Below are 13,639 nucleotides of genomic sequence, written 5' to 3' on the forward strand. Positions count from 1 at the left end.
TTTTTTTCTTTTTGAAATATTTTTCGAAATTCCTCCAATGACATAATTCAGGAAAAAATGGGAATCATAATAGGAAAAATAGTTACAGTTCAACTTTCGGCCAAACTGCAGCAAATGATCACAGAAACGAAAAAACGCCGAAAATACCTCGCGGAATACATCATGGCTGAACTGTTACGAAAAAAATAACGATATTGGAGGCACCCATGAAAAAACGTATATTACTTTTATCTGCAGTCATCATTTCCGCCATTGCATTCACCGCATGCAGTAAAAAAGATACAGCCGATAACTATGTTACAGAGCAAAACGATATCATGAATAAAATGCAGGAAGAGATGGACAAAGTACAGGACACAGGAAACGCTACTCTTGATTTTCTGTACGGTATGATTCCTCATCATGAATCGGCTGTTGAAATGTCTAAAAGCTATTTAAAATATGCAAAAGAAAAAAAGGATCCTGCATTTAAAGAGATGGCAGAAGAAATAATTAAAACACAGGAAGAGGAAATAGAAGAAATGAAGGAAATGGCAAAAGCCATCGAAACTGATAAAGAGCTGGATTATGAGGACGAGCAGTCATATCTGAAAGAATATCATTCTATGATGAAAGACCATGACATGTCACATAATATGGTTACGAGTGACGTGGATACGGCATTTGCGGAAGGAATGATGGTGCATCATCAGATGGCAGTAGACATGGCGGAGTCAATTTTAAAGTATACCAATAATGAAGAGGTTATTGAACTTGCAAAAAACATTGTTGAGACTCAGAATGAAGAAATCGCTGAAATGCAGTCATTTTTAGATGAACATGCAGATAATAAAAATCATAGCCATTAATATATTGTTTGTAGCAGTTCAGACAGCATGAACTGTTACTATTGTTTATTGAATAGACAGATCCCTGACACCGGATGTTTCTGGAGTTACTATACACAGCCGCTATTTGGCGAAGCGTGTTACTGTTCTCAGAACCGTATTTTTCAGCGGGGCTGTGAATAGTGACTTGCCGGAATCTGCCTTTTTCCGGCAAAATTTACTGAATATTGCCGGGGGCGTTTATTATTTTATGAAGAAAAACAAAGCAGCCTTAATAAAAAATTAAACCTTGAATCAGGCCGAATAAGTCCCTGAAGGTTGATTTACCCATCAACAGATGCTATACTGTAAAAAGCCTGTAGATATGGGCTTCTATGAAGATATAAGGAGATTTGACACATGGCGAAAGCTGCACCGAAGAAGGACCCGAATGCGCTGGCGGAGGTGGCCGGTAGTGTTTATGCAGGAATTATGGCGGTATTTACATTTGTTGTTTTAGCTGTATTTCCGCTGTATTATCATAATTATTATTTCGACATTTTAAAGGCGAAATACAAATTTTACTGGATATCAGTTGTTGTGATGGCGGTAATCTGCCTGATTGTTGCCATTGTATTTCTGTTTGTGGACAGGATGGAGTATGAAGGAGTCAATACCAAGCGGTTTTTCAGCCATTTCCGGCCGGAGAATCTTAAAAAGCAGCCGGCAGCTTATAAATTTCTAATCCTGTTTATCATTTTGGCGTCGCTTTCGACAATACTGTCTGATTACAAATTTGAATCATTTTGGGGAAATGAAGGGCGTTTCAGCGGCCTGTTTCTTATCTGCCTGTATGCGTTAAGCGTCTTTATGATTGGCAAGTTTGGGAAAATCAAAAAATGGCATTTAGATCTTTTTCTTCTGGCAGGAGTCCTCGCGTGCCTGTTCGGTATCACCGACTATTTCAGGATGGATGTCCTTAGCTGGAAAGAAGGAGTCAAGTCCACGCAGTTAGATTCATTTACATCCACACTTGGCAATATTAATACTTATACGGCTTACGTGGCTCTGGTAATGGGAGTTTCATGCGGCTTCTTTGTCACGGAGAAGAATGTGTTCCGGAATATTTGGTATTATCTTGTATTGCTGATCAGTTTTTTCGCTATTATCACGGGACAGAGTGATAATGCCTATCTCGCATTGGGAGCATTATTTGCATTATTCCCCCTTGTACTTTTTGCAACGAGAAAAGGGGTGATACGTTACGCGGTAGTGATAGCATCTTTTATGTCGGTAATCAAGGTGATTGATGAGCTCAATAAGAAGATGGCCGAGAAGGTAATCGGACTCAGCGGCATCTTTAATATGCTGGCGGAACATAAATATCTGGAAGTTATTGTTATTGCATTATGGCTGCTGGTTGCTGTATTATATATAGGCGACCGTGTTATGATGAAGGGAAAAGAAGATAAAATAGGGAAATGGCTCCGCATCAGCTGGCTTTGCCTGATTGCAGCCGGTGCTGCGGCTGTAATTGCAGTGCTGTATGATGCCAATTTCGGCCCTAATCCTGAAAAGTATTCGTCCGTATCCCAATATTTGATATTTAATGACAGCTGGGGTACCAACCGCGGTTATTGCTGGCGGATTGGATGGGAGTCTTATATGAGATTGCCGCTGATTCATAAATTATTTGGATTTGGCCCCGATACCTTTGGCATTCTTACCTGGCCGTTCCGTCAGGAGTCACTGGATATCTATGGTGTGTACTTTGAAAGCGCACATAATGAATACTTCCAGTATCTTGTGACAATGGGACCGTTTGCTACGATTGCATATATTCTCTTCCTCATATCAAGCTGTGCAAGAATGATGAGGTTTGTGAAGAAGCAGCCATGGATCCTGGCTCCGCTTGGCGCAACGGTATGCTATGGAGCGCAGGCGTTTGTCAATATCAACCTGCCGATAGCAACACCGGTTATGTGGGCGCTTTTAGCAGTCGGCCTGGCGATGTGCAGAGATGTGCCGGAAAAGCTTCAGCCGGAAACGCTTTAAAATTCGATATCCAAAAGAGAACAAGAATAATTAGAAAAGTTGCAGGAATGATAAAATGTTTGAAAAGATGATGCCTCGAGATAAAAAATTCAGAATGGTGGTTCTGCTTCTGGTCGACATATGCGTAATCCAGTTCAGCAGTTTCATGGGACTGTGGATGCGATTTGATATGCGGCTTCAGTCTATACCGGAAAATTACAGAATGGCGGCGGTCAAATATGCAATACCGTATACGCTTATTACGCTTGTGATTTTCTATGTATTCCGCATGTATTCCTCGATGTGGAGCGTAGCCGGAGTCAGGGAAGCGTGCCACATTGTGTTCGCCTGTGTGTTGACAAGCCTCTGCCAGATAGCGGGCATGACAATGCTCCAGCTTAATGTACCCAGAAGTTATTTTGCCATCAGCTTTATTATACTGACAGGCTGTGAGGGGCTTGTAAGGCTGTCCTACCGTATTTACCGCTCCCTGTTTAAGCGGTACGGCGAGGTGAGCGAAAGCAGGATTCTGATCGTGGGGGCCGGAACTTCCGGATCGATTATCCTGAAGGAGATAGAGACCAGCCAGTTTGCCCATGGAAGAGTCGCCTGCTTTGTGGATGACGATAAGAATAAGATTGGCAAATTTCTCAACGGAGTTCCGATTGCGGGAAACAGATATGATATTCCGCAGCTAGTAGAAAAGTACAAGGTTGATAAAATATATGTGGCGGCACCGTCCGCTCCGGCAAAGGAAATCAAAAAGATTCTGGAAATCTGCCGTGAAACAAATTGCCAGTTGAAAATTCTTCCGGGAATTTTCCAGCTCCTCAACGGTGACGTCAGTGTGTCAAAGCTTCGGGAAGTGCAGATAGAGGATCTTCTGGGCCGTGACCCGATTCGCGTCAATCTGGACGAGATAATGGGATATGTCAGCAACAAGGTGATTCTCGTCACAGGCGGAGGCGGTTCCATCGGAAGCGAGCTTTGCCGCCAGATTGCGAGCCATAACCCAAAACAGCTTATTATTGTAGACATATACGAGAATAATGCATATGATATCCAGCAGGAGCTGAGAAGGACTTATCCGGAGCTGGATTTAGTGGTACTGATCGGTTCGGTCCGCAATACGCACAGAATGAACAGTATTTTTGAGCAATACAGGCCGCAGATTGTCTATCATGCGGCGGCTCACAAGCATGTCCCGCTGATGGAGGACAGCCCGAACGAGGCCGTAAAGAATAATGTATTTGGTACATATAAGACAGCGAAAGCAGCCAGCAGATACGGTGTGGAGCGTTTTGTGCTGATTTCCACCGATAAGGCGGTGAATCCGACCAATATTATGGGAGCGTCCAAGCGTATGTGTGAGATGGTCATACAGATGCTTAATAAGGAGTCAAAAACAGATTTTGTCGCAGTCAGGTTTGGCAATGTTCTGGGAAGCAACGGCTCCGTAATTCCCCTGTTTAAAAAACAGATAGCGGAAGGCGGGCCTGTAACGGTTACACACCCGGATATAATCCGTTACTTTATGACGATTCCGGAGGCTGTGTCTCTGGTGCTTCAGGCTGGCTCCTATGCAAAGGGCGGGGAAATATTTGTCCTGGATATGGGAGAACCTGTCAAAATACTGGATTTGGCCAAAAACCTGATACGTTTGTCCGGTTATGTACCCAATGAAGATATCATGATTGAGTTTACAGGCCTGAGGCCTGGGGAGAAGCTCTATGAGGAGCTTCTGATGGACGAGGAAGGCCTTCTCGATACGCCTAATAAACAGATTCATATAGGAAGGCCGATTGACTTTGATGAAGAACTGTTTAAGAAACAGCTGGATGAGCTTTATGAAGAAGCCAACGGCGATGAAATAGATATCAAAGCAGCAGTGCAGAAGATTGTACCCACGTATATCCGGAAGGAAGGCTAGAGCGTGTCTGAAAATTCATACCCGCCATCTGCACGCCCCACTTCGCGGCATATTTGGCCCAAATTCGCTTACCGTAGCCCACTACGCCGCGCTCATTCGGGCCAAATCTCCCACAAAGTGAGACGCACATCTGACGGAAAGCAATTTTCAGACACGCTCTAGTACTCCATCCGGCCGGAAACCATAGTATCGGTACTGCCTGTTTTGCCGTCTGCTGCGTTGCCGTCAGCGTATCATAAATTTCAGAGTTCAGAATAAGGAGCCGGTCATGGCTCCTTATTTTTGTACTTAGAGCAAGCCTTTGCTATGATAGTCGTATCCGTAAATGGATAAGAACTTGCAAAGGAGAAGAGGATTATGACACAAGAGGAAATGAAACACATCGACCCATCAGGAAATCACACTATCTCACACCTGTGCGAAGCGTGGAAGCTCTCCATGAGGTATCAGGTCAAACCAAGTACGTTTGCCTGTTATGCAACGATCATCCAGAAACACATCAGACCGTCTATCGGAACTGTGGAGATGGAGGAAATGAATAACGAGATTCTAAGCGAATTTATTCTGGACCGTCAAAGCAGGGGCCTGTCGGCTAACACAATGCGCCTGATACTTTTTCTTTTAAAGAGTATCATACGCGCGGGGGAAAGAAGAGGAATCTGTCCGGCAGAACCTCTGGATTTCTTTCTTCCCAAGGACAGAGGATATGAAATGAAGCTTTTGAGCCAGGACAACAGAAGAAAGCTGCTTAGCTGGCTGGCCGGATGCAGAACAAATTTTGAACTGGGGCTGCTTTTGTCGCTCAGCACTGGAATCAGAGTGGGAGAACTGTGCGGCATGAAATGGGAAGACGTGGACCTGGAGGAGGGAGTCCTGCATATCAGGCGCACCGTTTCACGTATCCGGAATACGGATCAAAAGAACACGGCAGCCAAAACCGTTCTATATATAGGCTCACCTAAAACCGGAACATCCCAGAGGGAAATTCCTCTTCCCGATTTTATGATTCCGCGGCTGAAGGAAAAGAAACGGGAAGCAGGCTGTTACCTTCTGACCGGCAGGACCGGCTGTATGGAGCCCAGAGGCGTCCAGAGGCGCTTTAAGAACCTTTTAAGGAAGCTCAGGCTGCCGGACGTAAATATACATGCCCTGCGCCATTCCTTCGCCTCACAGTGGATAGAAAACGGTTTTGACAGCAAGTCACTTTCTGAGATACTGGGCCATTCTTCCGTCAAAATCACAATGGATATCTACGTTCACAGCAATATGAGCCAGAAGAAAGTATACATGGATCAGATGACTGCCGTTTGATTTTTACAGCGGGGAATCTAAGGCATAAGGAAATCTTAAAGTTTTTTACAGCCAATCCCAATTGCGCATTTCAACCGTTTATGCTAAGATAAATAAAGCATGTACAATAGGAGGAGTTTTGTCCGATGGAACCGAACAATAATTATGAACAGGAAATTGATTTGAAGGATTTGATGTTTGCCGTTTTGCGCAAATGGCGTCCGATAATAGTAATTGCCGTTGTATTCGCCGTTTTACTGGGTGCATTAAAGACAGTAAAGGGAATCAGACAGCTGGGAGATGAGGAGTACGTTAAGAAGAACCAGGATACCTATGTGATGAACCTGGATCAGTATAACTCTACGAAGGGGCGCCTGGAAAAAGAGATTGAAAACCTGCAGCAGAATATTGAAAGCCAGCAGGAATATAAAGATCATTCGATTCTTATGAATATCAATCCATATGACGAATATGTGGAGACGGCCACTTTTTACATATCGACAGATTATGCTATTATGCCGGGGATGATGTATCAGAACCCGAATACGGCTGCCAGCATTCTGAAGGCTTATATGTCTATTGCACAGAACGGAGAGATGTACAATTACGTACTGGGCAAGATGAATAATAAGATAGGAATCCGCTATCTGAAAGAGCTGGTGAAGATCGTGCCTGATTATGATAATAATATGCTTGATATTACGGTAATCGGTGACACGAGAAAGACGGCCAGCGATGTAATGGGGTATATTAAGGACAGCATAGCATCCTCCAAAGACAGTATTACGGAAGCGATAGGGGAGCATGAGAATAACCTGGTGGACGAGTCACAGTTTGTCACCGTTGATTTAGAGCTTGATAAAACACAGACAGAGTTTTCCGCCAATATGGATCAGCTGGATATCAGCCTGAAGCAAAAAACGAAGGAATTGTCCGAGCTGACGGAGCCGAAGAACAATCTTTTGAGTAAGGGAAGCGTTTTAAAGAGTGCAGTCAAGTACGCAGTCCTTGGCGGTGTTCTTGGCGCGTTTATAGCTGTATTCTTCCTCTGTGTTGCATTCCTTATGAGTGATAAGCTTGTGAATGAGAAAGAACTGAAACGCAGATACGGCATTATGGTTCTTGGTGTTTTCCGCCGGAATGATAAGAAACGTGCCTTCGGCTTTGTTGACAAATGGCTGGATAAGATGGAAGGCGTATCAGGCAGAGAGATGGAAGACAGCAGAACATTCGAAGTGGTGGCTGCAAATGCCCTGAACTATATGGAGCAGGATAGGGCAGCGGATGTAATCCTCGTCGGAACGGTGGAGACTGAGAAGCTGGAGCAGGTACGCGCCGGACTCGCCTCTATGCTGGGCGCCGCAGCGCTTTCGGTAGGCGGAAATCTTGGAAAAGATGCTTCGGCTATTAAGAAAGCTGCAGCTTGTGATGCGGTCATTCTTGTGGAACAGCGGGGCGGTTCCCTGTTTGGCGGAATCGAGCAGGAGCTGGATCTTGTCAGGAGTCTCGGCAAAAAAGTAATCGGCTGTATTGTTTTATAGTGAATGACACTGCAGTACAGTCCGGTGCTGATAATGTGAAAATATACAATATTATTGTGTTGTATTGTCGAAATTTGCGGTGGATAAGGCCTTTATTTTTCAACAGATTTATATTATAAATATAAGTGTTGATTTACATAGCATGAAGGAGGAAGAGGGTTATGGAGGAGGCTAAGCGGATTGCTTCACTGGAAAAGGAGAATTTCGAACTGAAAGAAGAAGTCGATACCTTGTTCAATACGGTAGTTCAGTTGAAAGAAAGTATGAATCTTCTTGTTAGCCGTTACATCGTAAATGAGAAAAGCAGATAAAAAACAGGGCAGGTAATCATATTATCAGTTAAGAGATAATGATTCCTGCCCTGTTTTTGAACAGACTTAATTCTGTTTATGTACTCTATTAGGTGATTAAAATCCTGAAGCAAATGCACGAATGTTATTCATTGGCATTCCCGTGGAGCTTGCGTGTTAAATCCCAAATCATATCATGCATCCAATCAATTGTTTTCTCAAGTTCTGCATTCTTCTGGTGAAGGTCCAGGTTTTCATATTCCAGTTCTTCGTTCCTGGCCTTCAGCTTTGCTATGGCAGAGCGGCTGTTGGATGTTTTGCTCTGTTCGGTAAGCCGCTGTACAACCGAAGTCTGTGGGGTTACGTTGCCTGCTATCTGATCAGAAATGAGCTGGTCGCGCATATTATAATCCATATCCATAAAGTTCTGGTAGGACATAGGAAAGACAGTCATAGGTGTCTTACATACGGGGCAAATGGCATTCTTCGAAACCTGATAGAAGCCATAACGGCCGCATTTGGAACAATAGTAAACAGTCAATTCACGCATAATTTTATCTCCCGTCATCTGTGATAGTTTGTAACCCGATATAAATACGGTAATATCCACTCCATATCTACATTACAACATTTGGTCATAAAATACCATACTTACTATAGAAAACGTATAAAAAAGATAAATGTTACAGCTTAAAATGTACTTTAAAAAAACATAATGAACAATTCACCGAATTTGTTCACTTTATTATATGCTCCACAAAACTGAAAAAGAACCTGGAAATGCCATCAATAGTACAAAGTTAAATTTGACAAGAAAAAATACCGCGGTTCCGTCAAGACGGCCTACGGTATTTATGAACGGATGATATTAATATATTACTGGATGATTCCTGAACTGTCAACTGTCCAGACAGTATCATTTGTATCTTTAATGTCTTTAAAACCTTTTCCTAACTCCGGTTTTGCAGAGGATGTGGAGGTGGAGGAAGCTTTCTGGATGTTGCCGCCTGTGTTAATCAGGTAACGTTTTTCGCCTACGGTAACCGCCTCGTAACGGAGTTCCGGGTCAGCTTTCTGAAGCAGGCCGTTTAAATAAACCTGGTTGTCACGTTCCCCATGGTATCCCTGTCCTTTCAGAGAACCCTTTGCATGGAAGTACCATGTCTGGTTTTCTTCAAGCTCCTCATCATAAATAGTCTGTTTTCCTGTCTGCATAATGCCGTTCTCATTGAAGTAATAAGTTGCTTCTTTGCCGGCATCATCAGTCAGAACCTGAATACCTGTCTGCATCTCGCCCTTGTTGTTAAAACAGTATTTGTTAGAATTGATGGTGAAGAGTTCCAGATTCTTTTCTGCGTGGAACGCTTCTCCGTTTTTAAAGTAGAAGGTAAATTCGTTATCGCTCTCATTGATTCCCGGAGCCCCTTCAATTGTGAACCAGCCGGATGCTCTTTTTCCGTCATTCTCTTCATCATAGTAGCGGAAGTCTTTTAAGGAAAGGGAGGAATCCGCCTCGCTTTCGGTGGCAGCAGCCGCAGAAGAGATGAATCCTGCCTCGGCTACATTAACCCAGCCTGTCTGCATTTTGCCATCGATAAATGTATAGTAATTGCCGTTTATTTTACGATCCATCTGATCCATAATCATTTTTCCGTTTTCGTCAAAATAGCACCAGATGCCCTCATCGTCCGTGTCGTTTGTCATTTCTTCTAAAAGTACCCAGCCTGTTTTTCTGGCTCCGTCGCTTTCGTTTCCAAGATAGTAGGTAAATCCGTCGATTTCAACGAGTCCTGTCAGCATCTGGCCGTCTTCGTCGAAGTAGTAGGTTTTTCCGCCTATTGTCATCCATTTGGAAGTAACGATTTTGCCGTCCTTGCCAAAGTAATTCCAGTTAGCGCCGCCCGGAGAATCAGGGCTGTCGTATTCTTCGTCATTGTCCACGGATACCCACTGGTTTTTTACCATGCGGCCTGTGGAATTCACGTAATACTCATCGATTCTCTGACTTACGGCAAGATCGCCGTTTTCATCCAGGTAAAACCATTCACTGTCTTTTTTCTTCCAGGTGTTTGTTTCTTTGTAGCCGTCTTCATCATAGAAGTACCAGCTGCCGTCTTCTTCCACCCACCCCTTGGATGCTGCGTAAGAAGTGTAGATTCCTGAATAGTTTGTCATCATTGGTGCAGCCGCAGTCATGATTGCCGCAGCGGATAATACAGCCATAAATTTTGTTTGCTTGCGCATTTTTAATCTCTCCTTTTTTGTTCAATGTTTCTGGCCGAAAATCCATCGTTGCATTACGTTGTGATTATATCCTATCCGGCGCCGAAAAAGATAGTGCAGGTTGCTGGTAAGGATGGAAGGAAATAGGAGCGGTGACAATTCGAAGGCGCGGCGCTGCCGTTTCCCTGCGAAGAAGCGGATGAAAAGCCCCGGAGAGGAAAAGAGATAAAAAATACAGCCCTGTCCTCTGCACGGTGCAGGGGTTGGGGCTGTATTTCCGCCAAAACGGTAAAATTATTTATGATATCTTGAATCGGTGATGAACTCAACATTGAGAGTTCCTGCAAGACGGTCCAGCGTTTCTGTGACATATTGGTTGATTCCCTGTGATTTTTCGCGGGCAATCCGGTAATCCATATCGGCGTTAAAATAGTTGTCCCCATGATAAGTGTAACCGTCAAAACCGGCGCATGCGGCATGACTTACTCCGGTTTTGACAAGGACATTTAACAGCATCACGAAGGAGTTGTCAATGATTTCCGCATTTGGGTCAATCAGGGAGCTGTAATTCAGTGTGTAGTCAAAGCGATCCTTAACATTGGTGACATTGGAGGTCGCAATAACCTTTACTTTCCGGTCTGTACGGTCTTTCAGCTCCAGAAGGCGGCTTCCCAGCTGGACATAGCGCCGGGAATTACTTAAGAAAGCATAGTCTATAGCAATATCATCCGGAATATAGTTTACGGAGATGATTACAGGATTTGTCTTTTCTATATAGGATAGCACGCGATCTTTCTGAAGTTCCATATTTTTGCCGGGTCCCAGGAGCAGGAGAGCCTTACCTGCCAGGGCTTTTGTTAATTCTGCCAGTTCCGTCTCATCATTGCACTCGGTGCTTTGGTAAGTACGGTAAAGCTGTTCAATGTAATCTTTGTCATAGAGCAGTTTTTTCTCCGGCTCAATGCTGTCCAGAATTCCGTTCAATGCCTTCAAAGACAATGTCTGCTTATCCATCAGGAATTTAACATAGCTTGGATGACAGTTGTTTGAGGCGGAGATATAGAAGAAAAGATTATAACCCCAGGGGCTTTTCCTGAAAAACGGCATAATATTGATATCAATGGCTTCCAGCATCTGTGCGGTATTGAAATTCCTGCCGCAGCTCGTATTCATGTACATGGAAATCAGTTCCAGCGGGAGGTTGCCCGCACTTTTTCCCATGCCATACAAGGATGCATCAATCAGAACACGGCGGTCGGCCGTCTCGCGGAGTACTTCTATACTGTTTGAATACGCCAGCTGGAAATTGTTATGGGAATGATAGCCGATACCGATTTCCCGGTTCAGGTTGTGATTAAACAGTTCAAAGTAGTGCATCAGATTTTCCTGATGAAGTAAACCGTAAGTGTCTACAATGGATAACGCATAGGGATTCAGTTCATTTACAAGCTCGATTAAATCCAAAATTTCTCTGTCAGAGTAGCTGGTGATCGAAACCGCCTGGACATAGACCTGATAGCCGAGCTGTTTTACCTCGCGGCAGTAGGCAATGGCTTCTTTCATTACGTGTTTTTTAAATATGACGCGTATTCCGTCGATAAAGGATTCGGCGCAGGGGGCAAGATTTTCGATACGGCAGGTTCCGTAGTCGATCATGGCCACAATCATGGCATTGCCTTTGTCCAGCCTGCCGAAAATGTCGTCGGCGCTTTTTGTATCAGGCATAATGGTTCTGTTTTTGTCAAATGGCCGCCGGTCATCCAGAAAACCGATTTCCAGCACATCCACGCCGGAACTGATCAGGCGTTCAAAAATATTGATGATATTGCCATAGCCAAACTCCCAGTCATTGACAAATCCACCGTCGCGCAGTGTACAGTCAAGTAATTTTATTTCCTTCATAATGACTCCTTTCAGATTTCCGGCGCCAGGCCCAGAAACATACCAATGTCAGTCGGTTTACCGGCGATAAAAACAGGCTCAAACTCTTTCCAGCCATCAGGGTCGGAGGGGCCGAAGCCGTAGGTGACTGCAATAAAATCAGTTCCGGAGCATTTTGCGCCGCTGCCGTCGGAGGCAGTGTCGCCAATCAAAACTGCTTCCCCAGGGGACAGGTTTAAGCCCTTCAGGCATTTATCTAAAACATCGGTTTTCTGCATCTTGCTGGCAAAATCGCTGCCGCAGATGCAGTCGCAGTAATTGCTGATTTGATAGTGCTCCAAAAGTGTGAGGGCATAATCCTCTCTTTTCAGAGTGGCGACACCGACCAGATAGCCCTCTCTTTTAAGACTTCTAAGAAGTTCGCTCAGGCCATCGTAGGGGGTTGCTTTCAAAAGATCGTAATCCTTATACCGGTTGCGGAAAATTTCGGTGGCCCGGTTGGCCTCTTCCTCGTCAATACCATAGACTTTTATAAGCGAGTGCTTGATTGGCGGGCCGATGAAAGTCTTCATCATGTCCTCACGCGGGGGTTCATATCCCATAGTTTTAGTGGTATACAGCACACTTTCCAAAACGCCTTTTGCTGTGTCAAGCAGAGTGCCGTCCAGATCAAATATAATGCCGCGGTAGCGGCGGTGGGATTTTTCCTGTCTGCCGGCAGGATTGTTCGTTGGTTCAGGTATCATTTGCGGCTCCTTTATTTCTCGTTGCGTTTCCGGTCTTCAAACTGCTCTCTGATCCGTTCCAGATCTTTTGGTGTGTCAACGGACAGCGTTGAACCGGAGATGTCTTCAAATATAACGTTTTTACCCTGCTCTATGAAACGCAGCAGGTCGAATTCCTCTATCTTTTCCAGGCGGGATATGGGAGAAGCGGCAAAAAAGTCGAGCGCTTCTTTGGTGTAGACCCCGATACTTACGAATTTTTTATAGCTGTAATCAAGACTGCCTTTGGGATAAGGAACAGGACTGCGGGAAGCATACAGACATTTTCCTGCCTGGCTGCATACGATTTTTATATTGGCTGAGTCGAATACTTCGGGGGCGGAAGTAATGGACGCCATGGCGTTCACGACGAAAGGCCTGTCCGATTCCGGCAGTCCGGAGGTCTCCGACATGGCTTTGACAGCCTGATGAACCACCTGGCGGATATCGCCGGGGGATATCATCGGCTCATCGGCCCCCATCATGACATAAAAATCAGCTTCCATCTGCCCGGCAGCTTCCCAGATCCTGGAAGTCGGATTCGGATGCCAGGTTCCGGTTATCAGACAGGGAATATTATATTCGGCGCATGCTTTCTGAACTGCCTCATGGTCTGCTGCAACGCAGACTGCGTCCAATATGCCGCTTTCAGCAGCCGCATTGTATACATGCCAGATTAGTGGCCTGTTATCCAGAAGAGCTAGGACTTTTCCGGGAAAACGGGTCGAATTAAACCGTGCGGGGATTATCCCGACAATTTTCATAGTGCTGCCTCCTTTTGACGGAAATTTCGTCAAGCATATATGCAATTATAGAAAAGTTCGGAGAAAAAAACAATAGGTTTTGGAGATTTAATTAAGCAGGTGAGGACGCCGCCGGT

At 44.6% G+C, this 13,639-nt stretch carries 12 protein-coding genes; 6 read left to right on the forward strand and 6 right to left on the reverse strand.

Going from position 1 to position 13,639, the window contains the following annotated elements:
• Nucleotides 1-206 precede the first annotated feature (206 nt).
• The 3 genes from CLOSYM_RS21245 to CLOSYM_RS21255 all read left to right on the forward strand — a co-directional run bounded on the left by CLOSYM_RS21245 (nucleotide 207) and on the right by CLOSYM_RS21255 (nucleotide 4,770).
• Complete coding sequence (locus tag CLOSYM_RS21245) at nucleotides 207-848, forward strand: DUF305 domain-containing protein (protein WP_021643773.1); 642 nt, start codon at nucleotides 207-209, stop codon at nucleotides 846-848.
• 378 nt (nucleotides 849-1,226) lie between these two features.
• Nucleotides 1,227-2,861 (forward strand): O-antigen ligase family protein, encoded by a 1,635-nt coding sequence (locus tag CLOSYM_RS21250; RefSeq protein WP_021643775.1) that lies wholly within the window; start codon nucleotides 1,227-1,229, stop codon nucleotides 2,859-2,861.
• A gap of 55 nt (nucleotides 2,862-2,916) precedes the next feature.
• Entirely contained in the window at nucleotides 2,917-4,770 is a 1,854-nt protein-coding gene (locus CLOSYM_RS21255) for a polysaccharide biosynthesis protein (protein ID WP_003506665.1), read from the forward strand.
• Here the strand turns inward: CLOSYM_RS21255 and CLOSYM_RS24315 are convergent.
• Complete coding sequence (locus CLOSYM_RS24315; RefSeq protein ID WP_334296074.1) at nucleotides 4,718-4,900, reverse strand: DUF6783 domain-containing protein; 183 nt, start codon at nucleotides 4,898-4,900, stop codon at nucleotides 4,718-4,720. The two genes, CLOSYM_RS21255 and CLOSYM_RS24315, sit on opposite strands and share 53 nt — an antisense overlap.
• Before the next feature lie 227 nt (nucleotides 4,901-5,127).
• Here CLOSYM_RS24315 and CLOSYM_RS21260 point away from each other — a divergent pair, with 227 nt between their 5' ends.
• The 3 genes from CLOSYM_RS21260 (at nucleotide 5,128) to CLOSYM_RS22845 (ending at nucleotide 7,912) form a co-directional block, all read left to right on the forward strand.
• On the forward strand, nucleotides 5,128-6,081 hold the full coding sequence (locus tag CLOSYM_RS21260) for a tyrosine-type recombinase/integrase (RefSeq protein ID WP_021643776.1): 954 nt from the start codon (nucleotides 5,128-5,130) through the stop codon (nucleotides 6,079-6,081).
• 125 nt (nucleotides 6,082-6,206) lie between these two features.
• Entirely contained in the window at nucleotides 6,207-7,601 is a 1,395-nt protein-coding gene (locus tag CLOSYM_RS21265) for a hypothetical protein (RefSeq protein ID WP_021643777.1), read from the forward strand.
• Nucleotides 7,602-7,762: 161 nt separating this feature from the next.
• The gene (locus CLOSYM_RS22845) at nucleotides 7,763-7,912 is read left to right on the forward strand and encodes a hypothetical protein (protein WP_021643778.1); all 150 of its coding nucleotides are present in this window, start codon (nucleotides 7,763-7,765) and stop codon (nucleotides 7,910-7,912) included.
• Nucleotides 7,913-8,036: 124 nt separating this feature from the next.
• Here CLOSYM_RS22845 and CLOSYM_RS21270 read toward each other — a convergent pair whose 3' ends face one another.
• From CLOSYM_RS21270 to kdsB, 5 genes are all read right to left on the reverse strand, one after another.
• The gene (locus CLOSYM_RS21270; protein WP_003501374.1) at nucleotides 8,037-8,441 is read right to left on the reverse strand and encodes a TMF family protein; all 405 of its coding nucleotides are present in this window, start codon (nucleotides 8,439-8,441) and stop codon (nucleotides 8,037-8,039) included.
• A gap of 326 nt (nucleotides 8,442-8,767) precedes the next feature.
• Nucleotides 8,768-10,135, reverse strand: coding sequence for an N-acetylmuramoyl-L-alanine amidase family protein (locus tag CLOSYM_RS21275; protein WP_021643780.1), 1,368 nt, complete (start codon nucleotides 10,133-10,135; stop codon nucleotides 8,768-8,770).
• A 273-nt stretch (nucleotides 10,136-10,408) separates the two neighbouring features.
• Nucleotides 10,409-12,016 carry an aldolase catalytic domain-containing protein gene (locus CLOSYM_RS21280; protein WP_021643782.1) on the reverse strand — a complete coding sequence of 536 codons (1,608 nt, stop codon included), beginning with the start codon at nucleotides 12,014-12,016 and terminating at the stop codon, nucleotides 10,409-10,411.
• Nucleotides 12,017-12,027: 11 nt separating this feature from the next.
• The gene (locus tag CLOSYM_RS21285; RefSeq protein ID WP_021643783.1) at nucleotides 12,028-12,741 is read right to left on the reverse strand and encodes an HAD hydrolase-like protein; all 714 of its coding nucleotides are present in this window, start codon (nucleotides 12,739-12,741) and stop codon (nucleotides 12,028-12,030) included.
• Nucleotides 12,742-12,752: 11 nt separating this feature from the next.
• A complete protein-coding gene (gene kdsB / locus CLOSYM_RS21290; RefSeq protein ID WP_021643784.1) occupies nucleotides 12,753-13,523 on the reverse strand; it encodes a 3-deoxy-manno-octulosonate cytidylyltransferase in 771 nt (256 codons plus the stop codon).
• Nucleotides 13,524-13,639: the final 116 nt, after the last annotated feature.

The organism is [Clostridium] symbiosum ATCC 14940 (genome assembly GCF_000466485.1).
Taxonomy (GTDB): Bacteria; Bacillota; Clostridia; order Lachnospirales; family Lachnospiraceae; genus Otoolea; species Otoolea symbiosa.